Here is a 26,191-nt window from a genome sequence, read left to right as displayed (position 1 = left end):
ACAGGCTTGTATAAAATTGCAAAAACCAGTGATACAAAATTGAACGTTGACAATTTATTGATAAATCGTGATTGTTGTTACGCCTTCACCGATATCAGCATAATTGCGGACGGGAAGATGTTGGCGGCACAGACCTGACCAGCTAAGATTGGTCAATAGACTGTGCCCTTTGGGGACCATCAGTCGCGGACTTGACCCGGATGAACTGGGCAGACCGGTGACTTCAGACAGAATAGGGATCATTATTATGAGCAAACTAACCACCGTATTGGCCGCGGCAGCGCTGGCTTTCAGCCCGGTCATTGCACAGGCCGCTGAAATCACCTGGGACATGGCGAACGAATATAACGATACGTCAATCCACGCAGAAGGCGATAAGGTCTTCTCTCAAAAATTAAATGAACTGACCAATGGTGCGATTGAAATCACGCACCATTTCGGCGGTTCCATTGGCTTTAAGTCGAAAGACCAGTTGGATGCCGTTGCCGATGGTGCATTGCCTATTGCAGACACATATGTCGGCCCCCTGGGCGGCATTGACCCAATGTTTCTGCTGCCATCATTGCCTTTCCTGGCAAAGACGCCTGCTGATTCGCGTAAGCTGTACCTGACAGCAAAGGCGGACTATGACGCAGTATTTGCAGCGAATAACCAAAAACTGCTGTGGGCCTCTCCATGGCCCCCATCAGGCATCTGGGCAAAGAAGCCAGTTGATAGCCTGGATGCTCTGGCGAACCTGAAAATCCGCACCTATGATGCCAACGGCACGATTACCCTTCAGGAAGCAGGCGCAGCCCCAATCCAGCTCAGCTGGGCGGATGTTGTACCGCAGCTTTCCACTGGTGGGATCGACGCAGTTCTGACTTCTGCAGAAGGGGGCACGAATGCAAAGTTCTGGGAGCAACTGAGCCATTTCACGGAAGTGAATTATGCCATGCCCCTGAACATGATCCACATTAATCTGGATGTCTGGAATGACCTGTCGGACGCCAATAAAGAAGCAGTCCTAACCGCAGCAAAGGCAGCGGAAGACCATGTCTGGGCTGCCCTTGAAAAGCGTGTGGAACAGAACTATGCCGAAATGAAGGCCAATGGTTTGACCGTCGTAACCGGCGTTGATGCGGGCTACCTTGAGGCGCTGAACAAAGCGGGCGAAAAGGCGCGCTCGGAATGGCTCGAGAAAACGGGGGCCAAAGGTCAGGCAATTCTCGACGCCTACCTTAAGTAAGACTAGGTTTGACACAGTAAGCTAACGACCGGGGGGGCGGCCTGATGATCGCAATGATCAATCGTGTGGTGTCGACGATCAATCGGATCGCCGGGGCCATAGCCGCCCTTCTGCTGTTTTATGTACTCGTTCACATCATTTATGAGATTATCCTGCGCACGCTGTTTTCGACATCAACCTTCGTGCTGGATGAATTTGTCGGATACGCCGTTGCGGCGATGACGTTCCTTTCCCTTGGCTATGCGCTGGAAACCGGCTCTTTGATCCGGGTCGATCTTGCAATCACCCGTCTAAAGGGCCGTCTGCGTCGGTGGGTTGAACTCTTCTGTATCTCCAGCAGCTTTGGAATGGCCGGATTCTGCGCCTGGTGGGTCGGTCGTGATGCCTTGCGCAACTGGACCCGGGGATCGGTGTCAGAAAGCATAGCAGAAGTCCCATTATGGATCCCCGTCGGGGCGGTATGGCTGGGTTTGATCTTTCTTATGCTCCAACTATTCGCATATTTCCTGCGCGTTGCGGCGGGCGGCAACCCGATTGACAGCGAAGGAACCGAATAATGGATGCGATAGTCGCAGGCTTGACCGTTCTGCTCCTGATTCTTCTCTTCCTGGGCAGCGGCGTTTGGGTTTTCATCGGGCTGCTGTTGGTATCGACCAGCGGTTTGTTCCTGGTTCTGGATTTCCCGGCGCATCGCATTGGCGCGATTCTGGGGAAGATCCTGTTCCGCAGCGCCAGTTCATGGGAATTGGCGGCCATCCCTCTGTTCATCTGGATGGGGGAGATGATTCTGCGCACGGACATATCTTCCAAACTGTTTCGGGGCCTGGCGCCGCTGGTGCGCCATATTCCCGGCGGCCTGATCCATACAAATGTTGTTGGGTCGACTTTGTTTGCCGCTGTCTCTGGATCATCAGCCGCAACCACGGCAACCGTGGGCAAGATCACATCCGTGGAACTGAAACGTCGCGGCTATGACGAAAAACTGTCCATTGGGTCGCTGGCTGGCGCGGGCAGTCTGGGCCTGTTAATCCCGCCATCGATCGTCATGATCATCTATGGTGTCCTGGCAGAAGTATCAATTTCCCAACTGTTCGCTGCAGGCGTTTTGCCCGGGCTTCTGGTTGCCTTCCTATATTCCGCGTATATTGCACTTAGATGCAAAATCAACCCGGCCCTTGCGCCCAAAAATACAGATGACGCAACCACTGTGTTTCAGTCATTCAAGGATCTAAGCCCAGTATTGGGTCTGATCATCATTGTTCTAGGGGCTATCTATTCCGGCCTGGCAACCCCATCGGAAGCCGCCGCTGTTGGTGTGCTGGGAACCCTGGTTCTGGTTATCGGCACGGGTCAGATGTCCTGGAAAATGATCACGGAAAGCCTGATGGGGGCAGTGCGGTCGTCTGCCATGGTCTGTTCCATTCTGGTTGCCGCAGCCTTCCTGTCCACTGCAATGGGCTATATGCATGTGCCCCAGGATGTCGCGACCGCGATTGCGGCCCTGGATATCGGACCCTATGGCCTGATCATGATATTGGCGGTTTTCTACATCGTCCTTGGGCTGTTCCTGGATGGCATATCGATTGTGGTGATGAGCCTGCCCATAACCCTGCCCCCGATCATCGCGATGGGATTCGACCCCATCTGGTTTGGTGTGTTTCTGGTGCTGATGGTGGAACTGGGTCAGATGACGCCGCCTGTCGGTTTTAACCTGTTCGTCTTGCAGGGCTTAACGGGGATACCGGTCAATCGTGTCGCAATTGCCGCCTTGCCTTTCTTCATTCTGATGGGAGCCGCTGTCGCGATTATCACCATCTGGCCGGAAATCGCCCTGTGGCTACCGCAGATTTTATTCAAGTAAACGCGCCGTTCAACCGTTTTACATCTTGTATTTGACTACCTGCTCGGAATACCCATATGCACAGGGGAAGTGCCGTGATGTGAGGGAGACAGCGGTACCAGATGGCGGGGGAGAAGCCCCATCTGCAAACATTACACGAGGTCTTGATCTTTTATGGACATAATATTTCTGGTCGCCGGTCTCGCCATACTTTTCGTTGGGGGCGAATTGACGGTGCGCGGCGCGGTGGGACTGGCCAGGTTTCTGGGTGTCTCTCCCGCAGTGATTGGCTTGACTGTGGTGGGGTTTGGAACATCAGCACCTGAACTGGTGGTCACAGTCCAAGCAGCCCTTGCCGGTAAAAGTGGCCTGGCGATTGGGAATGTCGTTGGCTCCAATATTTCAAATCTGCTGCTGATACTGGGTGTTGGCGCTGTCATGTGGCCGCTGACCTGTGGGCTTGCCGCGGCCAAGCGGGATGCTGGCATGATGGTTTTTTCCGCCGTTATTCTGGTTGCCCTTGGGATGTATGGCCAGATTGAATGGTGGCATGGCATCATAATGGTTGGCTTGTTGCTGATTTATCTGGGCGCGACCTATTTTAATGATAAGAAAGATCAGGCCTCACGAAAGCTGCATGAGCGAGAAGTTGAGGAACTGGAAGAGTTGGAAAGCGCCCCGACATCGGTGCCTTTGATCTTTCTGTTCACAGCGCTGGGCCTGGTTGGCCTAGTCGTTGGTGCCGATTTGATGGTCAAAGGTGCCATTGGAATCGCGGAGAGTTTCGGTGTTCCAGAAACCGTCATCGGCCTGACAATCGTTGCCCTGGGGACGTCTTTGCCCGAACTGGCAGCAACCGCCGTTGCGGCCTATCGTAAACATACCGATGTGGCGATTGCGAATGTTTTGGGCTCTTGTGTCTTTAATGTTCTCTCGATATTGGGGATTACTTCTATGGTTTCCACCCTTGTCGTGGAGCCGGATATCCGGAACATCGATCTTTGGGTGATGCTGGCGGCGACGCTTTTCGTCACTGTTATGTTGTTGAAGAATTGTAAAATCGGTCGCGCCACAGGGGCGGTATTGATACTGGCCTATGTCGCCTATATTGCCAGCCTGGCGCCAAGAGTGATGTAAATCTTAGAAATCGTCATAGGATGGCAATCAAATCATGATGGGGTGGCCTGGCTTTCGTAACCCATATGTGAATTGAGCCCCTATGAGCGCTGTCAAAAACGTCCTATTCGTGACCTTCGATCAATGGCGATGGGATTGTCTGTCGGCGATTGATCATCCGGTTTTGCGTACGCCGAATCTGGATGCCTTCTGCCAGGATGCGACCCATTTCGCGAACCACTGGTCGGTCACTTGCCCCTGTGGGCCGGGGCGCAGTGCTCTGTTAACCGGCACCTATCAGCACAAGAACCGCGCCTTGCGCAACGGCACACCACTGGACCGACGTTTCACCAATGTCGCGCTGGAAGCCCGCAAGCTGAATTTTGATCCTGTCCTGTTTGGCTACACCGACATCTCACCCGATCCACGGGGGGCGGATCACCGCGACCCCGTGTTCAATTCCTACGAAGGTGTTCTGCCAGGGATGACCCGACTATGCCGGCTGGATGAAGACTTCGGCCCCTGGTTCGCGGACCTCAAGAAAAAGGGATACACCCTGCCGCAGCGGCCTTGGGACATATTCCGACCCTCAGAAGGATATGACGATAAACCTGCCAGCTTTGCCCCCGCGCGGTTCAAGGCGGAAGACAGCAACACGGCCTTCCTGACCAATGCGGTTCTGGACTATCTGGATGCACGCCAGGGAAAGCCATTTTTTGCCCATGTGACCTATATCAGCCCGCATCCCCCCTTCATCGCGCCCGCCCCTTACAATGCGCGGTATGATGCCGATGCTGTCCCAATGCCCAACCGTGCCGTCAGCCCGGAAAAGGAAGGGGATGTTCATCCGTGGTTGAAACATCACCTGGCGACCTATGACACGAATTCCGCCCTGGTGGAAAAAATGGTGGTGGGTCAGAGAACCGCCGCAACCGCCCTGTCAGACGCCGAAATCCGTCAATTGCGCGCGACCTATTACGGCATGATCAATGAGGTGGAGGATAATTTCACCCGCATCCTGGATCGCCTGAAGGAAAGTGGCGAGTATGATCAGACCCTGATCGTCCTCACATCCGATCATGGGGAACAATCCGGCGATCATTGGCTGTTTTCCAAGACCGGTTTTTTTGACGAAAGTTATCGCGTGCCACTGATCATCCGGGACCCAAGACCGGAAGCGAAGGCCGGGCGAGGGCGCAAGGTTCAGGCCTTTACAGAATCCGTTGATGTGACACCAACCATTCTACACGCCCTTGGTGCCCCCATCCCGCGCCAGGTTGACGGCAAACCCCTATCATCATGGCTGGCAGGGCAAACACCCGAAAACTGGCGGACAGAAGCCCATATTGAATTTGATTTTGGCGATCCTGTCGCGCGAACTGCGGAACAGGCCCTGGGCCTTAGAACAGACGAATGCAGCCTGACGGTGATCCGATCGGATCGATATAAATATGTCCACTTCGCCGCCTTACCGCCCTTGTTCTATGACCTTCAAGAAGACCCATATCAATTGGTCAATCGCGCGGCTGATCCTGCCTATCAGGCGGCAATGCTGGACATGGCCCAGCGCCTTATCACCTGGCGCATGCAGACAGAAGACCGGGACTTATCCTATTTCCACATTGAAAATGGTGCCTATGAATTGCCAGATGATCGCTATGCTGATCTTCTGTAAGCAGCCATAACAGTAAGGTTCTTAAATGACATCTAATTCCACAGCCCCCCGCACGGATGTTCCCCGCATGATTGGTCATCGCGGGGCCGCAGCCCATGCCCCCGAAAATACAATTCCGGGATTAAAGAAGGCCAAAGAGCTTGGCGCGCGCTGGGTTGAATTCGACTGCATGCTGTCAATGGACGAGGTGGTCGTGCTGCATCACGACGATACGCTGGACAGGACTACAAACGGCACAGGGCTGGTGTCAGAAAAATCCTTCGTCGAATTGCGTCGGTTGGATGCGGGGGCATGGTTTGGGCCAGAATTTAAAGGGACCGCTATTCCCAGTTTTGATCAGACCATCGCAGAACTGACATCGCTGGGGCTGGGGGCGAATGTGGAAATCAAGCCCGTCACCGGTCATGAACGCCGCACCGGACAGGTCGTTGCGGCCCAAACAGCCCAATTGTGGCCAGCCAGCCTGCCGCCAGCCCTGCTCTCCTCCTTCTCTCTTGACGCCCTGGAGGAAGCAATGAAGATCGCCCCACAGGTAGACCGGGCCATCCTGTGGTGGAACATTCCCGAAGACTGGCACGACCATCACATGCGTTTAGGCGCGTCCGCTGCCCATGTCAGCGCCAAGAAGTTAAGTGACCGCCAAGCCGCTGCATTCCGGGATGCTGGCGTCCCATTTCGCGTCTATACCGTCAATGACCCAGCCGACGCGGAGCGTCTGTTCGCCCTGGGATGCGAGACGATCTTCACGGATTACCCAGATCGATTTGCTTGAGCCGGGGCGCGATGTGTTCCCGGCGCACACAAATCCAAGGAACCATCGGCGCTTTTGCATCGCGGTAAATGCCTGTAAACAGATGCAATGACCGATAGAATCCATCCCCCCACAGGTATCATTCCGGGCCTTTCTGACGAACGTCTGGCAACCATCCTGTTATTTGTCGTTCCCATCTTCTTTGCCACCAATATCCTGGTTGCAAAGGCGACGGCGGATTTCATCCCGCCGGTGCATCTCGCCTTCCTGCGCTGGGTGGCAACCTTCCTGCTGTTGCTGCCCCTTGTTGGGGGGCGGTTATGGGTGCGACGGGGTGCCATTATGCGGGAATGGAAAGACCTGCTGGTTCTGGGTGGCCTTGGTATGGGGATATGCGGGGCCTTTGTTTACATCGCAGCGGATACCACATCAGCGGTTAATATCGGCCTGATCTATTCCGCCTCTCCCGTTCTGATCACATTGCTATCGGCCTTGATTTATAAGGAACAGGTCCGCCGCCTGGGCATTGTGGGGATGATTCTGAGCCTGACCGGGGTCATGATTATTATTACCCGTGCGGATTTAAATGTCCTCCTGTCCCTATCGTTTACAGAAGGCGACATCTGGATTCTGGCCTCCATGATCAGTTGGGCGCTGTATTCAGTTCTGCTGCGCCACCGCCCCAGTGAAATGGGTCTGACAACACGCCTTGGTGCCATCGTCCTGGCCGGGATCATTATCCTGGCCCCCTTCACGGTCTGGGAAACAATGCAGGGTCAATCTCCCGACTGGGGTTGGGATGTCTTTGGATGGGTTGCGATACTGGCGGTCTTCGCCTCCTTTGGGGCCTATCAGCTGCATGGATTTGTTCAGCGGACATTGGGGGCCAGCCGCACAAGTCTGTTTTTGTACATGATGCCGCTATACAGCGCAGGTCTTGCATGGCTGTTGCTGGGTGAAGTACCCCAGATCTATCATTGGATCGGGGCCGCCTTTGTTTTACCCGGCCTGATGCTGGCCAATAGCGGGCGCGCGAAACCTGCCAAATTGTGATCTGGAAAGGGATGAATAATGACAGATCTGTTCCCTGGCTTTCGTGAAGACCGGATAACTGTTTCACACAGTCTTGCAGATAACGTGACCTTGAATTGCCGCATTGGGGGCAATGGCCCCCCCTTACTGCTGCTGCATGGCTATCCCCAGACAGGCGCGATGTGGCACAAGATTGCCGGTCCCCTGGCGCGCAATTTCACCGTCATCTGTCCGGATCTGCGCGGTTATGGTGCATCCGACACCCCAGAAACAGATGCCGATCACCTGCCCTATTCCAAACGGGCGGTTGCGGCGGATATGGTGGCCCTGATGGCGCAACTGGGTCATGACCAGTTTCAGGTCGCGGGGCATGATCGCGGGGGGCGCGTGACGCACCGGCTGTGCCTGGACCATCCTGATGCTGTGATCCGTGCAGCGGTGCTGGATATTATCCCGACGCGCACCCTGTTTAAGACCGCGACCCAGGCCGTCGCCCAGGCCTATTATCACTGGTATTTTCTGGCCCAGCCTGCACCCTATCCGGAAACCCTGATCGGTGCGGATCCGGTCTATTATTTCCGCCATAAGGCGGGCGGATTGAGCCAAAGTGGCCTGAGCTTTTTTGACCCCACCGCCCAGGCGGAATACGAAGCCGCCTTTTCCAACCCTGCCGTCATCCATGCCAGTTGCGAGGATTACCGCGCCGGGGCCGGAATTGACTTGATCCATGACGAAGCGGATCTGGACCAGAAAATCACCTGCCCCCTGCTGGTCCTATGGGGTGCGAAAGCCCCGATGCACACGCATTATGATGTCCTGGAAACTTGGCGCGACCGTGCTGTCGTCCCCGAAGGTCATGCAATCGAATCCGGCCATTTCCTGGCAGAAGAAAATCCGACCGACACCCTGGCGGCGTTTGAAAAATTCTTTAAGTGCTAGACACTCCGCAATGCCTCATGGCCGCGGACCTTAATCATGACCTGGGAATCCGGGGCTTCTGAGGGCGTGCTGCGCAGCCAACTGGTCCATCCCAGTCGTAAATCCCCGCCCAGGCGGCTGGCTGGCACCGCATCCTGTTGGGCGATCAGGCGAGCGGAAAAATTGTATTCCGGCGAAACATAGAACATGACCATGGACAAAAGCGGTCGATGACAGGCCCCGCCGGGAAGGAAGCTTTCAAAAGTTTCACGGTCCAGCGGGCCGATTTGCAACTCCAATCCGGATTGCTGGTCCCAATAGCGACTGCCCAGAAACGCCGCTGTCCCCAACGCATTGTTGCGCCCGGACAGACCGCCCAGACGCCCCCCTATGACAGTTTCCTGACCGGGTTCCAGGCGCACCCAATCACCAACGAACTGTTTCACCTTGACCGGCAGCCCATAATAATCCGCCACCATGCTTTGCAGCCCCAACGCGGTGCGGGGGCGATGCACCAATAGACCGGCATAGCGCAACAAGGAGCGATCGCTGACCGACATCCGCTCGTCCAGACCATCAGTGCCAAGGCCGATAAAGCTGCGCAGGAATTTTGCGATCAGGGTTCGATGGGGGGGGCGCGTGTCCAGCCCAATCCGATGCGCCTTGCGCACCCGCACCATCAGGGAGGCCAGACGATGGTTGAAGATATCCAGAAATGCCCGCCAGGCCGTATCTTTCTTTGAAACGCGCTGGATCAACCGTTCTGTCAGAGGGCGCGGCAAGGGTCCCATCGCCCCGGCCAGCCCCATGAACCGGATCATCATTTCATCAGGCTTGTCCAGCGATTGCGGATGGTAGGATTTAATAGAACTGGGTGGAAAAGCCAGCGAGGGGTCGGCATTGAAATGCACCGCTTCCCTGCGGGGGTCCGACCCCTCCCCCACGGGAACGAATTCGCTGTCGGGATCAATCCCGACACCGCGCATCAATTCTGTCGTCCGCACCGCCTGATAGAAATCAAAGCGATAGGGACGGTCGCGCAATTCCTCGATCAGAGGAGGAACTGATCGCCGGCTCTTGCTGGCCATTCCTTCCAGACCCCTTCTCGTTGAACGGATTGCACGGATAATTTAGAGAATGAATTGACCGAGGCATACAGCCCCAAAAACCTGTCCAGAACCGAGGCCAGCAGGATCGCGCTGGACCCGACATAGGCACGTTCATCAACCGTCAGGATGACCTCAACCCCCCGGGCAAAGCCGCGCCAGGCATCCGGTCCCATGCGGGCGACAGCGCGACGACATTGCATATCCACAATGCCGTTGATCTGTTGTTCCGTACCCGCCGTTCTGTCATTGGCATATAAACGCAATATTTCCTGTAACGCCGTCAGCGATCCTTCAAACTGACTGAGGGACAGATAGTTCAGGGACAGATGCGACACCAGGCGCCACAGGGTCTCTCCCCCAATCGGTGGCTCAATCTGGGGCGTTGGTTTGTACAATGCCGTGATGCCAGAGACCGGGGCCCCCATTTCTGTCTGCAAAATCGCACCGGGGCGCAATTGCTCAGCCAATCCACGATTGGTGCACCAGGTATGGGCAAACAGGGTCGTCGTCGCGGGCATCGTCGGGCGATAGTCCAGATCGACAAAACTTAGATAGATATCGGTGCCGGGCATATCAGACTGGCCGGTCATATCCCGCCTTGCATACCAGAAGGCACGGGAATTGCGGCTGTATGCGGCATGATTGAAGGAAAAGAACGGTTCCACCCGGAACGCATCCGCCTGTTCCTGATTGCTGGCAGTGACAGAGCGGATAGAGTGGATTTCCGTCGTCAGTTCGCGCCGACGATCCCCGACAAGTCGATATTCAGACTCCCGCCCATCAATGCGGATCGGCTCTGACGTCTTGCTGAACAGATTGACGATGGGCGTTGTGAATAGCTGAAAATTCCCCGGCTCCACCGTTACGCTGCGCGGCGGCGGCACATCCAGCAAAATCAAGATATCCAATACCTGATCCGCCTGCGCCGAGGCCAGACCATCGATATCGAAATACAGGAATTTCTCTGAGAAGGTGAAATACTCCCGCAACAAATGATAAGCTGGTTGTCCGTGACCGGGTACATCGATTACGGCTTCATCGCGTTCGAACCCGACAGGGCTGATCGCCGCAGGCCCTAGCATGACAGGCTTCTTCGTTTCCCCATCTGCGATCAGTGCGACGCCTTTTGCATTCACGAACAATAATTCATACAAACTGTCGGCCAATACCCGGTCGGCATGGATATGGAACCGCAACCGATCCATTTCCAACGCGCGCAGCGGGTCGGCCTCTGCCGTAATCCGCAATCGCAACACGGCATTCACATCCGTCTGCGCATCCAGAAAGTCATAGCGATCTGTTGATTCTATTCCGGCCTGAGTAACTGAAATGGGCCACAGTTCGACCGGATAAACCGTTCTGAAGCGACAGCTCATCCCATTTGGCGCAGTCGCATAGAGATCACTGCCTTTGGGCACATTATAGCCGCTGGTCATCTTGCCCCGCGCGCTATCGACATTGAAACGCGCAATGGTCATGGACGGAATCGGATCAACAAATTGTGGATACAGAATGCCCAACAAGGCCTGGGGGATCTGCGGAAATTCGGCATCAATGTTCTGCTGAATGCGTCCGGTCAGAAACGCGAAACTCTCAATCAAGCGCTCGACATGGGGGTCAGCGGATTCAGAGCCGCCAAATTCCAATCGACCGGCAATCTTGGGATAGGTCTCTGCAAACGCATTGCCCATGCGGCGCAGATATCCTAATTCCCGCTGATAATGCCCTAACAGGGCATCGCGTGTGGACTTACCGGCCATCAATACCCACTCCCGTCATGCCCACCGCCATCGATCTTCAAGGGGAAGGAAATCGGTTCGATCACATCACCAAATTTCAGCCCCCCTTCGATGCGCAGGCTCAGTTGGCCGGTTTCTTTTTGAATAGCTTCGACAACAACATTCACACGGGTCATCCTGGGTTCATAGGCGGCGATGGTGCGGGCCACATGGCGCGCGACCTTGTCACGATCCCGAGGGTTTGCTGTGAACAGATGAGCAAGATCAATCAGGCCATAATCTGGCACGCCCCGATTATCATAATCTATCTCTGATTCGCTCCAACCACAGCGCGTGTTCAACAGGGTGTGAATCTCGCCGCGCACGGAGTCTGCAAGCCCATCCAGGTCAAGATATCGCCGGGGCACAGGTTCATTGGGAACACCTGGATCATCGTCTGTCAGACGGTCAAACAGTGGGGCCAAGGCCCCCTTTTTCGTGCGGAGGGATCGCATGCTCTCCCCCTTTCCAGACGTCAGGCTACGATAAGGTCGTGCGCTTTAATGCGCTTCATCGACACCCCCGGATCAAGACCCGGAATGTATATTTGCAAGAAGCTGTGCGCAGAACCGGAATTACTGGACGCGTTCGCCGAAGAACCACCCATCGCGCCAAAGGACATCAATCCGGCTGACAGAGATGCAGCGCCGCCAATCCCGCCACCTCCCGCCATGGACCCAGGCTGCTTGATCGCAGCCGCCCCCAGGCCGACAGGCTCAATTTCCCCTATAAAGCCCCAAACCGGTACCCGCAGCTTTATGGCCACGGCATAGCGATCACCAACCTTCGAACCAGAATAGGCCGAAATGCCCCTGAAGATATCCCGGCGCGACTGACCGCCCGATGCCGATGCCAGTTTGTGGCGCGCATCAAAGCCTGGATCAGACTTCAGCGGCTTATACGGGGACCACAATACCGGCACACCATACTGTGCGCCATGATGGAAGTTTGCATGCTTGGACAGGGTGAAAACGGTGGTGTTCGCCTTCAACAGGATACGCCGCGCTTTTTTCCCCTTGAAGGTTCTGCGCACATTGGCTGGAACATTTCTCCACTCGACATTTTCATTTAAGGCAGCGCCCATTACCCAGTCCCATCCGTGCCTGATCGGCTAGAGCATCATGCGTTCGCATAAGCTCACACATGACACTCTAACCATTTATTTTTTCAGCAAATACGTCCTCGCAAACGATTCCGTTGTCTCGGGATTTGCTCTGGTGGGCGTTACGCATCCGCACCCTTGTTTACGGTCACATCCCATTCGGACGCGATGGACCCTGGTTCCTTCATGTCTTCCGACTGAACCTTCACTTCCCATTTGATCTTGGTATAGTTCAGGCTGACAGTTTCAACCGGCGTGTCATCGCCGCCGCCCCCGATGGAGACATTGGAGACCATGGTGTTTTCCAGCGTATAGATCATTTGAGGGACATGCGCCTTCTCACCAGAGGCGCGCAGCACCGTGAATGTCACCTGGCCCAAATTCGCGCCGATGCAGCATTTGTAATTCAGCAGGGGAGAAGACTTGTCGGCATATTTGGTGATCGTGAAATCACTGTGTTCCACACGACCACGGGCGCGCCCAACATTGGATACATCGGTATGCAGGTGATTGTGCACCGAATGACTGAAGGCCAGGCACATGATTTGCTTTTCAAAGCCTTCTAAGGTCGCCTCACCTTCGACCCCGTCGATTTTAATGACCAATACGTCCATTGCGCCTTTTCCTTATCTCATCGTGTCGATGCGGTGGCATCCGCCGCCGCGTGTCCCGGGCCAAACAACCCGATCATTCAATTAAGCAGCAGGCGGCGGCAGTTCCGCGACCAGGCGAACCGATGCGGTCAGTTCTTCCAACTGGAAATGCGGCTTCAGGAATACCGTCGCATTGTACGCCCCCGGCTTGCCCGGAATTTCGCGAACATCAACCCGCGCTTCCCGCAAGGGGAACCGTGCCTTGGTATTCTGGGGCGCATCATCGGTCAGCAGCACGTAGTTCGCGATCCAGGTGTTCAGATATTCTTCAACATTGGCTGCGGTCAGGAAGCTGCCGACCTTGTCGCGCATAATCGCCTTCATGTAATGGGCGAAGCGAGAGGCCGCCATGATGTAAGGCAGGCGTGCCGACAGGGCCGCATTGGCATTGGCGGAGTCCAGATTGTACTTCTTGGGTTTCTGAACTGTCTGACCACCAAAGAATGCGGCATAGTCCGTTCCCTTACAGTGACATAGGGCAATAAAGCCAAGATCCGACAATTCCTTTTCACGGCGATCGGTAATGGCAATTTCCGTCGGACATTTCAGGGCAATATCGCCCTCATCAGTCTTGAAGGTATGGGTCGGCAGGCCCTTGACCACACCACCGCCTTCAACACCGCGAATTGCCGCCGTCCAGCCATACAGCGAGAACGCATTGGTGATACGCTGAGCCATCGCCCAGGCGGCACTGCCCCACAGATATTTGGAATGATCGCGCCCGTCGACATCTTCTGCGAAATCGATGCCTTCAACCGGTACCGTATTGGGGCCATAGGGCAAACGCATCAGCGTATGGGGCAGCGTCAGCACCATATAGCGGCTGTCTTCGCTGTCGCGGAAGCTGCGCCATTTGATCATTTCGGCACTCTCAAAGATCTTAGAGAGATCGCGCGGCGTGCCCAGATCGGTAAAGCTGTCCATATCGAACATGCGCGGTGACGCCGAGGCGATCATTGGCGCATGCGCTGCCGCCGCGACTTCCGCCAGCTTTTCCATCAGTGCGAATTGCTGAGGGTGACGACCGAATTCAAAATCTGCCATCAGGCAGCTATAAGGATGGCCGCCAAATGTGCCATATTCTTCTTCGTAGATCATTTTGAACAAGGCGGACTGGTCAAATTCAACCGCCTTTTCCAGATCTGCCAGCAAGTCCTTGGAAGAGGTGTTCAGCACACGCAGCTTAAGCTGGGTACCGGTTTCCGTTCCCATGACCAGGAAATGCAGGCCACGCCAGCTTGCTTCCAGCTTTTGGAAGTCCGGCTGATGCATGACTTCGTTCAACTGTTCAGTGATCAGCGCATCGATTTCCGCGATCTTCTGATTGATCGACGCGACCGTGTCACTGGACACATCCGTGCCCGACTCAACAACAGAATCTATGAACTCCCCGATCAGGTCCTGGGCATAAGCCTTTTGCCCCTCGTCCCGCGCCAGCTTCCCCTCGACCATAATCTGTTCGAGTGCGTTGAGTTCCTCGGTCTTGTCCGCCATCCTAATTCCCCTTTATCGGGTCCCCTTTTCGGGTCCGGATATATCCATGCCGCCATATTGTGGCGTTAAACCCAGCTTACGAGCTTACTTGCCCTTAGAATCTTCCAGAAGCTTCTTAACTTCCTTTTGCTTGTCCGCATTCCCGACCATTTCACGCAACAGCGCTTCCAGATCGTCATTGCCATCCAGCTTGGTCAGAAGGTCGCTTAACCGCTGACGGGCCTCATACAGCTTGCGCAGTGGCTCGATCTGCTTGACGACCTGTACGGGTTCAAAATCTTCCAGCGAGCGAAAGTTTAGCTCGACATTCATCTTGCCACCGTCTTTGCTGTCTTCCTCAGCCATTTTATTATCGACCTGGAAGGCAAGGCGCGGCTTGATGCTGGCCAGAATATCGTTGAAGTTATCGCGATCAATTTCGACGAATTTGCGCTCTTTCATCTTCGGCAAAGGCTCTGACGGCTTGCCGGACAGATCAGAGATGATCCCCATGACGAAAGGCAATTCCTTCATCTGGATCGCATTGCCGATTTCCACATCATAGGTGATCTGAACGCGCGGCGGGCGGACCCGACTGATCTTGTGCTGAATACTATCGGACATCGATGTCCCCCTTCATCGGACCGCCCGGTCTTCGCCCCATCCGGGCGATTAACCAGACACTCTGCTAACGACTTCAGCTTTTGAAAGCTGCCAGTTTAAACCTTTGCGGCGCACATCGCCGGATACCCCAAATTCGAATCGGCTTCCGCGCCATGATTCGCAAGACAAGTTAAATGAAAGTCACTTACTATTGCAAGAGTTTCCATGCTCTATCTTTTTTTCGAATTATGTTACTTAAATAGCCTTATGAGCACCTAAAACGATTACTGATATAGCACCCGCTATTTCCTTAATTTTTAATTAATATATAACATATTGATAAATATAGATAAAATCATAATGTGGTGAAGTCCGGGAAATCCGTATAAACTGATCGGGATAAAAAAACCGCCTGGGAGGCATTCCTGTATGAGTGATGAAATTATTGAATTAATTGGGTCAGACAGCCCCAACGGTCACATTCGTATCCGTATTGATTTGGAATTGCCGCACGATCAGGCGATGCAGATACTTCAAACTGTTCATGATTATAAGGATCAGAAGCAAAAAGAAGAAGCTGCCAAGATGCGCCGAGACGAAGCGGAGCGCCGCAAGGCAGAGGCGGAAGCCCGCAAGGCCGCCAAGACGGAAGCGGCGAAAGCAAAGAAATCCGGCGCCGCCAAAGGCAGCAGCGACGACGCAGCCAAGGCCTGATAAGACAATTACAATCTTCCCCAGATCAGTCCCCGAGATGAGAGAGACCCATGGCAGAGAAAATTCTGGAATTTAATGGCAGCGCGACCCTTCCAACGTCCTTGAAGGTCAATATCCAAATGGAAATGCCTTACGAGTTGGCGGTGAAAATCCTGGATTTGATCCAAAAGAACATGCCGGAGGAGCCGCCGACCACCGAGGCGGAGTCCTAACCCAACTTCCGAAAATCAGTCGGACGCCTGGACCTGTTCAATCGCTGCTGCCGTTAATGTGCTAAGCGATTGATTTTGTGTGCCCTTATCATCAAAATTCTTTGGATCCAGCCAGGCCTGAAATGCCTTCTTCACCGCAGGCCATTCACGGTCCAACAGCGAGAACCAGGCCGTGTCGCGGTTGTGACCCTTAACAACCGACATCTGACGGAACGTGCCTTCATAGCTGAAGCCCAGGCGTAACGCTGCGGCCTTGGACGCGTCGTTCAGGGCATTGCATTTCCATTCATAGCGACGGTATCCCAGGTCATCAAATACATGGGACATCATCAAAAACATCGCTTCTGTGGACAGCACACTGCGCTGCATCACGGGGGAAAAATTGATATGCCCGACTTCTATGGAAGACACTTTTGGATCAATGCGCAGATAACTGGCAACGCCAACGGCTTTGTCTGTCGCCTGATCTATCACCGCATAGAACAGGGGATCCGTGCCCAGACATGCCTTTTCCATCCAGGCACGATAGTCTGCCACTGACGCAAAGGGACCATAAGGAAGATAGGTCCAATAGCGCGCATCGTCCGCCTTGCAATTGGCCGCATGGAGATCTGCGGCATGGCGGTCTGGATCAATCCGCTCCAGCCGTCCTGTCCGTCCGGTCATGACTGAAATGGTAGGCGGCTGGGGGGGTGTAAAATTCGGAACGGCGGGCCCGATGAGTTGGCCCAATTCATTCACAACCGGTTTCATTCTTTACCCTTTCAACACAGACTGTCTTATTGCCGACAGCGATACAGCGCGTTCCCGGCGAACAAAAGGGCCACTAACAAATATCACAGAGGGCCATCCAAGACCCCGTTATCCTTCCGCTGATTGCCCAAATACCACAATGAGCATGCCCAAAGCTGCCAGAGACGCGAAAACTACAGCCCTGAACCAGGATCGTTCCCTCGCGGCACTGATAGCGGCAATTCCAGCCTGAAGCGCATAATAGACGGCAAAGGCGCGGGAAGCGTAGCTGATGATATCAAACACGCCAGAAGTCCAGGTCAACGACACGCCTATCCCGGTCAACAGCGCATAGGCTTTACCGGGGGTGATGCGATGGTGCGACACTTCGGAAATCAGCCCGCCCGATCCGCTGGTATCGGCAACAGCCGCACTGAACTGCGCTGCCAGAGCCGCCGCCACCAGCAGAAATGGCAGGATCGGGGCGACAACCTTCATCATGTCGACAATGGCCGTCTCTGTAAGCACCAGCGCATCCTGTTCGAACACATACGCCAGCAATGCGATATAAATCACATAAATTCCGGTCGACACCCATTGGGCCCATCGCATGGATGTCGCGCGGATCTGACTGTTGTATTCCGCCCCCAGATACCGTGATGTCTCGAAACCCTGAACCGTAACAATCAAGCCAAAAGCTATCGTGATCCCTGCCCATCCGGTTTCCACCAGAGGATTAAAGATCAGTCCCGAATGGGTCGCCTTGTCTTCAAAAAAAATCGCCAAGCCAATCAGCAATCCTGCGATTATCGCCAGTTTTACCGAAACGGAGACATACTCCATCTGCTCAAGGGACTTGAAACCACGGGTCCATCCGACCGTGACGATCAACAGATAAACCGCCGTTGTCACAAGCTTGGCGTAGAAGGGCGCATTCAATGGCGTCAGGCTGACGGCGAAGGCACCAAACAGATTTAAGTAATAGGCCACAGAAATGATATAGGCGAAACCAAGCGCGCCGGATGCGACAGTTTCCAGTGTATCGATACCACGCCCACGGTCGACGCCCAGTGTCTCAATAACACCGATATTATAGCGGATAGCCGCCCCATAAAGATACGCCCCGGCACATAACACAGCCATTACCAGCGGCGCATACATCCCATAGGACGCGACCAGAATGGGCCCCAAAACCAGAAAGCCGCTGCCAATGATGGATGCCAGCGGGGTGGTCATCGCCCGCCAAGTCTTAGAGAGGCGAACACGGGGCATCCAAAGCATCAGCCCCGCCAGAATGACGGCGAGAATGACCGCGATATCAATCACCATTCCGCGTTACGCCCTTTTTGGAGTCTGTGCGATGAGCCTGTTTTCTTGTAACGGCTTTAAAGGGCAAGAGAAGCCCTAATCCACGATAAACAGCGTTGCGCCACGGTCACCGGTGGAGGATCGATGGGGCTCTGCCTGATCGGCAACTTGATAGCTGATACCGGGCGTCAGGACAAAGGTACGACCGTCTTCCAGTTCCGTGTGCAATTCGCCTTCCAGACACAGGAGGATATGCCCCTTCTGGCACCAATGGTCGGCGAGATAATTGGGGCTGTAGGTCACCATTCGAACGCGGATATCCCCAAAATTCTGGGTCCGCCAGGTGGCGTATCCGGTTTCCCCCGGATGTCGGGTTTCAGGAATATCAGCCCAGGTCGTAATGCCAAAAGGAATGTCCGAAAGCTTCATTCAGCGCTCTGCTCAGCCTTGCGGGGCGAAAACGATGCAATCCATTTTCTTCGCCTTGAGCATCTTGCAGGCAGCAAAGGCGCTGCGCTTATCAAAGCCAGCCACGCGGGAGCGATGAAGCTTTCCGGACGTGTCCACCACCACAACCGACCCTTCGCCCAGATCACCCAGACGGGTGACCGCCTGCTGTGCGACAGTCCGGGCAGCATCCGACCGACTAAAGGCGCCGACTTGGATCGTCCAGCGTGTGGTTTGTAATTCCGTCAGGTCCACATCCGATGCGGCATCCCCTTGGGGCACCTGATCTTCGGCGATCTGCACCTTTTGATTCGTGGGCATGTTTACCGCGACCATGTCATTGCGCGGCAGGGATTCATCCAAAATCTGCCGGAAACCGGCATCCAGTAATTTCCGCATATGCTGATCACGCGATGCGCCGGACTTGCCGCCGAAAACAACGCCAATCAACCGATGACCATTGCGCTGTACCGACGCGACCAGATTAAAACCGCTGGCCCGGATGTAGCCGGTCTTAATCCCGTCCGTCCCTTCATAGGATGACAGCAAGGTATTGTGGTTCTTGAAGGTCCGACCGGCATGTTTGAAATGGGTCGTCGCGAAATAAGCATAATAGTCTGGAAAATCCTGTCGGATGCGCAGGCCCAGCATGGCCATATCGCGCGCTGTGGACAGCTGGCGCCGATTGGGCAGGCCACTGGCATTTTTAAAGGTGGTGCGGCTCATCCCCAATTGGCGGGCGCGTTCTGTCATTTGAATCGCGAAATTGATTTCAGTGCCCCCCAGGGCTTCCGCCACAACAACCGCAACGTCATTGGCGGATTTCGTGACCAGCGCCAATATTGCGTCTTCCAGAGTGATGGTCTGGCCTGGCTTAAGGCCCAGTTTCGATGGCGCCATGCCGGATGCGCGCTTGGAAACCTGCAACCGGCTTTTCAGTGAAATCTTCCCCTGTTTCAAGGCATCAAAAGCCATGTAAAGGGTCATGATTTTGGTTAAAGATGCCGGGTAATTGCGGTCATCTTCATTTGTCGCATGTAGAACGCGGCCAGAATCAGCATCAATCACTATGGATGCATAACGTGCTTCTGCCTGATTCACAGGAACAGTTGAATAAACAAGGGCTAAGCCCAAGAGAAATGCTGCTATGACTTTCACGATGTCACCTTAGTCTTTCGGAATTCTTCCTATGTCCTAAGGGGTGACTTTCGACAAACCCCCAGTTGACCTCGAATCTTTAATACTTCAAGTAACACCCTGTGTCTATTACAAAAGTTGATTTTGTGAAAATCTATTTGCGTGCCAGAGTCACAACGACCATATGCACTGCATGACTGGGTTTACGAAATAACACCACAGAACAGGATTCAGGAATGACCAAGTTACGATCAGCCCCCATTGGATTATTGAGTCTAATCATAATCTTAACAGGCTGCACCAGTACTGGGGAGATCGACAATCCCCTGAATCGTCGCGCCACATGGTTTTCCTTTATCAGCGGCGAAGACATTGCGACCGCATGTCGCGTCGATGGGCGCGAACGGTATCGGCTGACCTATATCGCCGACAGGAATGTGCAGGTCCGCATTTATGACATTGATGCCGATGTGACACCTGTTGCGCAATTGCGCAGCCGCATCATGACCGTGGCCGCCAGCAACTGGTTCCCCTGGGAGTTTTTATCCGATCCCAGCCGACCGTTCCGCCCTTTTGACAAGGTGGAGACATTACCCGCCGATAAATTAGAGGCGATTCGACAGGATCTGCTTGCATCTGGTTGGTCCACACAGCCTGCACCGGTTGGCAAGAAAATCGCCTCAACCTCTTATGCCTGGCTGGTCGCAGGGTGCCGGAATGGCGAATTTTCTTTTCAGGCCTACGAATATCCCGATGCGGATTTTCAAGCCCTCACCTTCCCGGAAATCCTGTATGAGGTTGACCAGAACGACATCGATGTGCGTCAACCCCCAACGGACGGGGAACGCCGGACACTGACGCCAAATCAAGCGATCGGCGGCAGATCCGCAGCCGATGAGGGTGGTAACATCTATAATATGCGGGTCAATGCGAACGGTGTTTCCGTATCACATTGAGGAGAACAGGAGCGGCTAGCGCCGATCCTCGTCTTTGATCAGGGTCAGGGTGTTTGACAGCGATGCCGGTGGTAGAAGTGTCTGTGCCCAGGGACCGTCCGGCATTTTGATTGCCATCTGGCGCAAATTTTCGTTCCACCAGCGACGCACTTCCAGAACATCGTCATAGTCATACTGGGTTTCGCGCCAGATATGGTCCGAATTTGCATAGGTGATCAAATCGATAGGGAACCCAACGTCGGCCGCACTGATCCGGGTTGAGTCAAAAGACAGATAGGCCAGATTGGTCGCGGTTTTCAAATCCGTCTTGCTGGTCAATGCCCGATCCAGAATAGGCTTTCCGTAACTGGTCTCACCGATTGAAAGATAGGGGGTGCGGGTATCCACCTCGATCCAATTGCCCTCTGGATAGACCATAAAGGCCGTTGGCTCTTCATCCTCAGACATTTTTCCAGCGATAATGCTGTGCAGATTGAAACTCAGCTTTGACCGCTCCAAGTCTTCCGCATCTTCGTCATAGACTTGGCGCAGGCAATCACAATATGCCTCAACCGCGTCCAGCATTGTGGCATAGGCCTTGCCATTATCACGACGAATTGCGCGCTTCTGATAGGCCAGTGTTTTATCGCGCAGGGACCGCAGACCAGATGTCATGGTCAAGACAGAGGCGGATCGCGGCCCAATGAATTCCACTTTCCGCGCCGTTGTGACCTGTGTGCCAGCCGTTATGCGACCATCTGCCAGGCAGACCAACCCTTCTTGTACTTTAATCGCCAAGCAATATGTCATCGTAACCTCGTTCTATACATCTTATAATCTGGATCACAGGAGCGCGCCAATCGGCTAGATTACGCTGACTCTTTCGCATCGGTCCAATGGAAACTCTATGCCAAACCAACAAGGCTGGTGATCAAAAATATCAGGAAATGAGCCTTGTCAGGATAGTTTCATAATCATTTAAACACCTGTTAATTAACAAAGAATTACCAATTTTAAAAAATTTATGTTGCAGTGCACAAAAAATTCTCTTGACCTTTTAAACCATGTTTCTCATATAGCGTGTATAGAAATTGTTGCAGTGCACAAATCCCGCTGAACGACAGCGTGATTCACTGCCGATAGAAGCGCCGGAGGGTCCGGGGCTTCCCGTTGATCCCCGGATTGGCCTATTGGCCACTGGAAACACCTGAAGGAGAGTATTATGACGACCGCTAAGAAAACCACCCCGACCATTGACACCAAGCCGATGGACGATGCTGTTGCCGCTGGCAAACAGTCTGTTGAACAGGCCGTTGCCGCGACCAAGGAACAGGTCGAAAAGGCTTCAAACGCTGCCCTGAAGAGCTATGACGACTTTGCCGTTTACAACAAAGAAGCCGTCGATGCCTATGTTAAGGCTGGCAACGTGATGACCAAAGGCATGGAAGACCTGGGCAAGACACTGTTCGCCTTCGCCCAAAGCCAGGCTGAATCCAATGTCAGCGCCGCCAAGGCGATGATGACTGCCAAGACACTGAATGATGTTGTTGAAATTCAGTCTGATCTGGCCCGTTCTCAGTTCGACGCCTTCGTTGCTGAAAGCACCAAGGTTTCTGAAATGAGCCTGAAGGTTGCCAACGAAACCGTTGAGCCGATCCAGGCACAGTTCACCGTCGTCGTTGAGAAGATGATGAAGCCAATCGCCGCTTAAGGCGCATTGATCGGCATACCTGCTGAAAAGCCAGGTCTGTGGTTTAAGAGACGGGGTAGCTCAAATCGAGTTGCCCCGTTTCTATTTCACCATTGAAATGGGCCCAGACCCCGTTTCAGGGAATGCGCGGAATTTCCTTTGCGTCACAGCGGCACGATTGTTATAAGCCCGGTGAATTCCTGACACGCGTGGGGTATCTGGTTCTCGGTCTTAGGTTACCGAGACTTGGCAATAACACGGCCCCGCCGTCTAAAGACCATGGAGCATACAAACGATATGGTGAAGCTTTTGATGCCCAAGGCCACTGCGGTCTGGCTGATTGATAACAGCGGTTTAACCTTTGAACAGATTGGCGATTTCTGTGGCCTGCACGAATTGGAAGTGCAAGCGATCGCTGATGGCGAAGTCGCACCTGGCATGCACGGTATCAACCCGGTGCAAAGCGGCCAGTTGGATGCAGAAGAACTGAAGCGCTGTGAAGCGGACCCAGATGCCCGCCTACAGGTCGCCAAAAGCGATATCCCCCAGCCGGTTATTCGCCACAAAGGCCCCCGCTATACGCCCGTATCGAAGCGCGCGGACAAGCCAGACGGCATTGCCTGGCTGGTGAAGCATCATCCCGAATTGGCAGACGCCCAGATCAATCGCCTCATCGGCACGACAAAGCCCACCGTGGCAGCCGTGCGGGATCGCAGCCATTGGAATTCATCAAACATTCGTCCCCGGTCCCCCGTCGAAATCGGCCTGTGCTCTCAGCATGATTTGGCAGTGGAAATCGACAAGGCAATTCGCGCCGGTCGCAAGCCGCTGGATCAGCCGATCATGGAGCCGGTCACCGACGATCCGGATGCCGGCGGCTGGGAAGGCCTGGAATAAGCCTTTTTAAATCAGTGTGAGACTATGCAAAGCCCAATTGTCTAATAAGGACAGTTGGGCTTTCCGCAATTTGAGACACCGGTTACAGAGACAAATGACCCACAGGTCGGGCATGGTTCGGTGTCTTCTATCGCGCCCGTGTCTTTGGACGTGCCGCCGGTCTTTTCACGCACAGACTTCGCCAGCCTTTCGCCAAAGCTGCGCTCCCCCGTGCGGCGGTTTCCCTTTGCAACGCGGTCACGCCGCTCAAAATGGCGGAAGCCGAACCAAATCACGGCGACAATGACGACAAGAAGTACGGTTTTTAAGAACATGGTTCTGTCTAAGCAGCGTTTACCAGACGGTCAAGCCTGACAGTATCAGCGCGCCCCATCACTGTCCCCGGCTTACAAGCCCAGCCGTTGCCAGTGCATCTGATCTTCCAACCGATCCAGCGCTGCATCCGCAACCCCCGCACCGATAGAAGCTTCCATACCCAGAAGACGTTGTAATCGGCTTTTGGGTCGCACGGTTTGGACAAACCGGACCTTGTCCCCAAATTGCGCCCGCATCACCGCACGGCGATTGCCCAATTCGTCCACAAGCCCCAGATCCTTAGCTTCGCGCCCGGTCCAGAATGCGCCCGTGAACAGATCCTTCTTGGCATCCAAGCGGTCGCCGCGACGCTGTTTCACCCAACCGGTGAACTGGTCATGCAAATCTGCCTGAATGCGTTTCAGGATCGTAATGTCTTCTGGCTTTTCCGGTTGGAAGGGATCCAGAATGGCCTTCTCCTTACCGGCCGTATGCACCCTGCGTTCCACGCCCAGCTTCGCAATCGCTTCCACGAAACCAAAACCAGAGGAAACAACGCCAATTGACCCGACAATAGAGCCCGGCATGGCGTAAATCTTGTCCGCAGCACAGGCCAGCCAATAGCCCCCGGATGCAGCGGCATCCTCACAAAAGGCATAGACCGGGATTTTCTTCTCATCCGCCATGTCACGGATACGACCGGCGATCAGGTCACTTTGTACCGGCGACCCGCCCGGAGAATTGATTTCCAGCACGACTGCGGCACATTGCTTGATCGAAAAGGCGCGCTCAATCGGGCGCTCCAACGCCTCCAGCGTCAAGCCGCGACGGCCAACGCCCCCCTGCCCGATCACACCGGACAGGCGTATCACGGCCACGACAGGTCCTTTGCGACCGATAAAGGGAAGACGCGACAGAATACTGTCGGCGGAACGCGGTGGCTGCTTATCGGCAGCAACATCATTTGTTGTATCTATCATGCCGCCATAAGTGAGGATTGGACTGTACTCTGACAAGGGCAAAGCGCCCGAATTTTGGAAATCCGTCACATGATACGGGCATCTTCCGTCGGGTCATGCTCATCAATCACATGACGCAGAATTTTCAAACCCTGTTCAAGCCGTGCTTCCGTGCCGGGGGGGCCCAGACAGACCCGGACCGCAAAAGGGGGCCTGGCACGTCCGATAGAGAAGGAATGCGCCGCAGACAGGATCACGCCATCCTCTTTTGCGTGGGAAACAAACTGGCTGGCATGCCAGGGGTCCGGCAATTGCAGCCAGACATGCAATGCCCCATCCGGCATGGAATAATCCAATCCCTGGAAATGCCGTTGTGCGATATCCCGGCGTGTCTGATCCACCGCCCGCCGACGATCCAGCACCGCCTTTGCCGTGCCATCCAGAATCCAGCGAGAGGCAAGTTCCACCATCAACGGCACCGCCATCCAGGTACTGGCGCGCACAGCCGCCGCAACTTGGTCCCGGGCCTTTACCGGGCATTTCACAAAACCGACCCGCAAGCCAGGTGCCATCGTCTTTGACAGCGACGTGACATAATATCCCAATGTCGGCAGACGCGCGCTCAAAGGGCTGGGCGCGTGACGCGGCAACAGGCCGAACAGATCATCCTCTACCATCGGTGTGTCGAATTCTCTCAGCACCGCCGCCAAAGCATCCCGCCGTTCCTCCGACTGTGTCGCATTGGTCGGGTTTTGCAGGGTTGGCACGGTATAGACCGCATCAATGCCCCCAATGGCCAAAACAGCGCGCAAGGAGTCGGGGCACATCCCTTCCTCATCCAGCTCCACCGGCACCAGCTCAAAATTCAGCATCCGGGAAATTGCCCGCAGGCCGGGATAAACAAGGCTTTCGGTCGCAACCCGACCGCCGCTGCGGCACAGGGTGGTCAGACAGGCCAAAATCGCATTATGGGCCCCAGACGAAATAACCAATTCATCATCCGATGCCGATATACCACGATACTTCAGCCACATTCTGGCAGCGTCCAGATGCAGGGGCATCCCGGTAGGGCGTTGATAGCCCAGAAGGCGTTCAATCTGGGGGTCCTGCGACAATTCCAACAAGCCTGACCGAAAGACGTCCGATCCGACATTCCCGGGGGGATAGTTGAATTGCATGGAAATCGGCATGGAATCATCTTCGGCATTCACCGTCTCAGGACTGTACCAGTCCCCTGGCAAGGTCGACACATGCCGTCCACGATTATGCTCCGCAGGGGGGCGCACAAAGGTGCCCCGCCCCACTTCGCCGGCGACAAAGCCAAAGCTTTCCACTTCCTGATAGGCGCGCGTGATGGTGCCAACCGTCATACCCAAGGCCCAGGCCAGATCCCTGTGTGGCGGCAAACGGTCGCCCGGCTTCAGCCTGCCCGATTTGATATCGCCCATCATGGCATCTGCGACGGCGCGATATTTCGGGCCGGGATGGTCTTTCAGGTCAGGAACCCAAATGTCTTGCTTTATTGTCATGGTGACAATGTATCATTTGACGGTATCAATGAAAAGACTTTATGACATTAATCGAGACA

The 26,191-nt window shown here is 54.6% G+C and carries 28 protein-coding genes; 13 read left to right on the top strand and 15 right to left on the bottom strand.

The features are described from left to right. The first annotated feature begins 247 nt into the window (after positions 1-247). The 8 genes from ACOSDR_RS16555 (at position 248) to ACOSDR_RS16520 (ending at position 8,581) form a co-directional block, all read left to right on the top strand. Positions 248-1,228, top strand: coding sequence for a TRAP transporter substrate-binding protein (locus ACOSDR_RS16555; RefSeq protein ID WP_420725302.1), 981 nt, complete (start codon positions 248-250; stop codon positions 1,226-1,228). A 44-nt stretch (positions 1,229-1,272) separates the two neighbouring features. Next, on the top strand, positions 1,273-1,785 hold the full coding sequence (locus ACOSDR_RS16550; protein ID WP_420725303.1) for a TRAP transporter small permease subunit: 513 nt from the start codon (positions 1,273-1,275) through the stop codon (positions 1,783-1,785). Beyond that, positions 1,785-3,089, top strand: coding sequence for a TRAP transporter large permease (locus tag ACOSDR_RS16545; RefSeq protein WP_420725304.1), 1,305 nt, complete (start codon positions 1,785-1,787; stop codon positions 3,087-3,089). Before ACOSDR_RS16550 ends, ACOSDR_RS16545 begins: the two co-directional genes overlap by 1 nt. 153 nt (positions 3,090-3,242) lie before the next feature. Then, a complete protein-coding gene (locus ACOSDR_RS16540; RefSeq protein ID WP_420725305.1) occupies positions 3,243-4,205 on the top strand; it encodes a calcium/sodium antiporter in 963 nt (320 codons plus the stop codon). 82 nt (positions 4,206-4,287) lie between these two features. Further along, positions 4,288-5,859: an alkaline phosphatase family protein gene (locus ACOSDR_RS16535; RefSeq protein ID WP_420731940.1), complete on the top strand. Its 1,572-nt coding sequence runs from the start codon at positions 4,288-4,290 to the stop codon at positions 5,857-5,859. A 25-nt stretch (positions 5,860-5,884) separates the two neighbouring features. Next, the gene (ugpQ, locus tag ACOSDR_RS16530; protein ID WP_420731939.1) at positions 5,885-6,631 is read left to right on the top strand and encodes a glycerophosphodiester phosphodiesterase; all 747 of its coding nucleotides are present in this window, start codon (positions 5,885-5,887) and stop codon (positions 6,629-6,631) included. Positions 6,632-6,718: 87 nt separating this feature from the next. Further along, the gene (locus tag ACOSDR_RS16525) at positions 6,719-7,663 is read left to right on the top strand and encodes a DMT family transporter (protein WP_420725308.1); all 945 of its coding nucleotides are present in this window, start codon (positions 6,719-6,721) and stop codon (positions 7,661-7,663) included. Between the two features lie 18 nt (positions 7,664-7,681). Then, on the top strand, positions 7,682-8,581 hold the full coding sequence (locus ACOSDR_RS16520; protein WP_420731938.1) for an alpha/beta fold hydrolase: 900 nt from the start codon (positions 7,682-7,684) through the stop codon (positions 8,579-8,581). Here the strand turns inward: ACOSDR_RS16520 and tssG are convergent. The 7 genes from tssG to tssB all read right to left on the bottom strand — a co-directional run bounded on the left by tssG (position 8,578) and on the right by tssB (position 15,299). Continuing rightward, complete coding sequence (tssG, locus tag ACOSDR_RS16515; protein WP_420731937.1) at positions 8,578-9,648, bottom strand: type VI secretion system baseplate subunit TssG; 1,071 nt, start codon at positions 9,646-9,648, stop codon at positions 8,578-8,580. The two genes, ACOSDR_RS16520 and tssG, sit on opposite strands and share 4 nt — an antisense overlap. Next, the gene (gene tssF / locus ACOSDR_RS16510) at positions 9,612-11,429 is read right to left on the bottom strand and encodes a type VI secretion system baseplate subunit TssF (protein WP_420725312.1); all 1,818 of its coding nucleotides are present in this window, start codon (positions 11,427-11,429) and stop codon (positions 9,612-9,614) included. Before tssF ends, tssG begins: the two co-directional genes overlap by 37 nt. After that, positions 11,429-11,902, bottom strand: a complete 474-nt coding sequence (tssE, locus tag ACOSDR_RS16505) for a type VI secretion system baseplate subunit TssE (RefSeq protein WP_420725313.1) — start codon at positions 11,900-11,902, stop codon at positions 11,429-11,431. Before tssE ends, tssF begins: the two co-directional genes overlap by 1 nt. 20 nt (positions 11,903-11,922) lie before the next feature. After that, a complete protein-coding gene (locus tag ACOSDR_RS16500; RefSeq protein ID WP_420725314.1) occupies positions 11,923-12,531 on the bottom strand; it encodes a hypothetical protein in 609 nt (202 codons plus the stop codon). A 140-nt stretch (positions 12,532-12,671) separates the two neighbouring features. Continuing rightward, complete coding sequence (locus ACOSDR_RS16495; protein ID WP_420725315.1) at positions 12,672-13,163, bottom strand: Hcp family type VI secretion system effector; 492 nt, start codon at positions 13,161-13,163, stop codon at positions 12,672-12,674. Between the two features lie 81 nt (positions 13,164-13,244). After that, complete coding sequence (gene tssC / locus ACOSDR_RS16490) at positions 13,245-14,696, bottom strand: type VI secretion system contractile sheath large subunit (RefSeq protein ID WP_420731936.1); 1,452 nt, start codon at positions 14,694-14,696, stop codon at positions 13,245-13,247. 84 nt (positions 14,697-14,780) lie between these two features. Then, positions 14,781-15,299, bottom strand: a complete 519-nt coding sequence (gene tssB / locus ACOSDR_RS16485; protein WP_420731935.1) for a type VI secretion system contractile sheath small subunit — start codon at positions 15,297-15,299, stop codon at positions 14,781-14,783. A 408-nt stretch (positions 15,300-15,707) separates the two neighbouring features. On the opposite strand from tssB, the gene ACOSDR_RS16480 reads away from it, so the two are divergent. Then, complete coding sequence (locus tag ACOSDR_RS16480) at positions 15,708-15,992, top strand: hypothetical protein (protein WP_420725318.1); 285 nt, start codon at positions 15,708-15,710, stop codon at positions 15,990-15,992. 50 nt (positions 15,993-16,042) lie between these two features. Continuing rightward, complete coding sequence (locus ACOSDR_RS16475; RefSeq protein WP_420731934.1) at positions 16,043-16,204, top strand: hypothetical protein; 162 nt, start codon at positions 16,043-16,045, stop codon at positions 16,202-16,204. 15 nt (positions 16,205-16,219) lie between these two features. Here ACOSDR_RS16475 and ACOSDR_RS16470 read toward each other — a convergent pair whose 3' ends face one another. The 4 genes from ACOSDR_RS16470 to ACOSDR_RS16455 all read right to left on the bottom strand — a co-directional run bounded on the left by ACOSDR_RS16470 (position 16,220) and on the right by ACOSDR_RS16455 (position 19,759). Then, positions 16,220-16,957, bottom strand: coding sequence for a GNAT family N-acetyltransferase (locus tag ACOSDR_RS16470; protein WP_420725320.1), 738 nt, complete (start codon positions 16,955-16,957; stop codon positions 16,220-16,222). 108 nt (positions 16,958-17,065) lie between these two features. Beyond that, positions 17,066-18,265 carry a hypothetical protein gene (locus tag ACOSDR_RS16465; RefSeq protein ID WP_420731933.1) on the bottom strand — a complete coding sequence of 400 codons (1,200 nt, stop codon included), beginning with the start codon at positions 18,263-18,265 and terminating at the stop codon, positions 17,066-17,068. A gap of 75 nt (positions 18,266-18,340) precedes the next feature. Continuing rightward, the gene (locus ACOSDR_RS16460) at positions 18,341-18,673 is read right to left on the bottom strand and encodes a DHCW motif cupin fold protein (RefSeq protein ID WP_420725322.1); all 333 of its coding nucleotides are present in this window, start codon (positions 18,671-18,673) and stop codon (positions 18,341-18,343) included. A 12-nt stretch (positions 18,674-18,685) separates the two neighbouring features. Further along, positions 18,686-19,759 (bottom strand): serine hydrolase, encoded by a 1,074-nt coding sequence (locus ACOSDR_RS16455; protein WP_420725323.1) that lies wholly within the window; start codon positions 19,757-19,759, stop codon positions 18,686-18,688. Between the two features lie 305 nt (positions 19,760-20,064). On the opposite strand from ACOSDR_RS16455, the gene ACOSDR_RS16450 reads away from it, so the two are divergent. After that, positions 20,065-20,784, top strand: coding sequence for a hypothetical protein (locus tag ACOSDR_RS16450; RefSeq protein WP_420731932.1), 720 nt, complete (start codon positions 20,065-20,067; stop codon positions 20,782-20,784). A 15-nt stretch (positions 20,785-20,799) separates the two neighbouring features. Here ACOSDR_RS16450 and ACOSDR_RS16445 read toward each other — a convergent pair whose 3' ends face one another. Then, positions 20,800-21,573 carry a peptidase gene (locus tag ACOSDR_RS16445; protein WP_420725325.1) on the bottom strand — a complete coding sequence of 258 codons (774 nt, stop codon included), beginning with the start codon at positions 21,571-21,573 and terminating at the stop codon, positions 20,800-20,802. 412 nt (positions 21,574-21,985) lie between these two features. On the opposite strand from ACOSDR_RS16445, the gene ACOSDR_RS16440 reads away from it, so the two are divergent. Together ACOSDR_RS16440 and ACOSDR_RS16435 are read left to right on the top strand one after the other, a co-directional pair. Then, positions 21,986-22,474, top strand: a complete 489-nt coding sequence (locus ACOSDR_RS16440) for a phasin family protein (RefSeq protein ID WP_420725326.1) — start codon at positions 21,986-21,988, stop codon at positions 22,472-22,474. Between the two features lie 276 nt (positions 22,475-22,750). Next, the gene (locus tag ACOSDR_RS16435; protein WP_420725327.1) at positions 22,751-23,350 is read left to right on the top strand and encodes a DUF1013 domain-containing protein; all 600 of its coding nucleotides are present in this window, start codon (positions 22,751-22,753) and stop codon (positions 23,348-23,350) included. A gap of 41 nt (positions 23,351-23,391) precedes the next feature. Here the strand turns inward: ACOSDR_RS16435 and ACOSDR_RS16430 are convergent, their stop codons facing one another. The 3 genes from ACOSDR_RS16430 to ACOSDR_RS16420 form a co-directional block, all read right to left on the bottom strand. After that, positions 23,392-23,664: a hypothetical protein gene (locus ACOSDR_RS16430; RefSeq protein WP_420725328.1), complete on the bottom strand. Its 273-nt coding sequence runs from the start codon at positions 23,662-23,664 to the stop codon at positions 23,392-23,394. 72 nt (positions 23,665-23,736) lie between these two features. Beyond that, positions 23,737-24,624 carry a S49 family peptidase gene (locus tag ACOSDR_RS16425; RefSeq protein WP_420725329.1) on the bottom strand — a complete coding sequence of 296 codons (888 nt, stop codon included), beginning with the start codon at positions 24,622-24,624 and terminating at the stop codon, positions 23,737-23,739. 65 nt (positions 24,625-24,689) lie between these two features. Next, on the bottom strand, positions 24,690-26,132 hold the full coding sequence (locus ACOSDR_RS16420) for a PLP-dependent aminotransferase family protein (RefSeq protein ID WP_420725330.1): 1,443 nt from the start codon (positions 26,130-26,132) through the stop codon (positions 24,690-24,692). Between the last annotated feature and the right edge of the window lie 59 nt (positions 26,133-26,191).

Source organism: Hwanghaeella sp. 1Z406, assembly GCF_048892425.1.
Lineage (GTDB): Bacteria > Pseudomonadota > Alphaproteobacteria > UBA8366 > Aestuariispiraceae > Pacificispira.
This window is presented reverse-complemented; position numbering and strand designations above follow the sequence as displayed.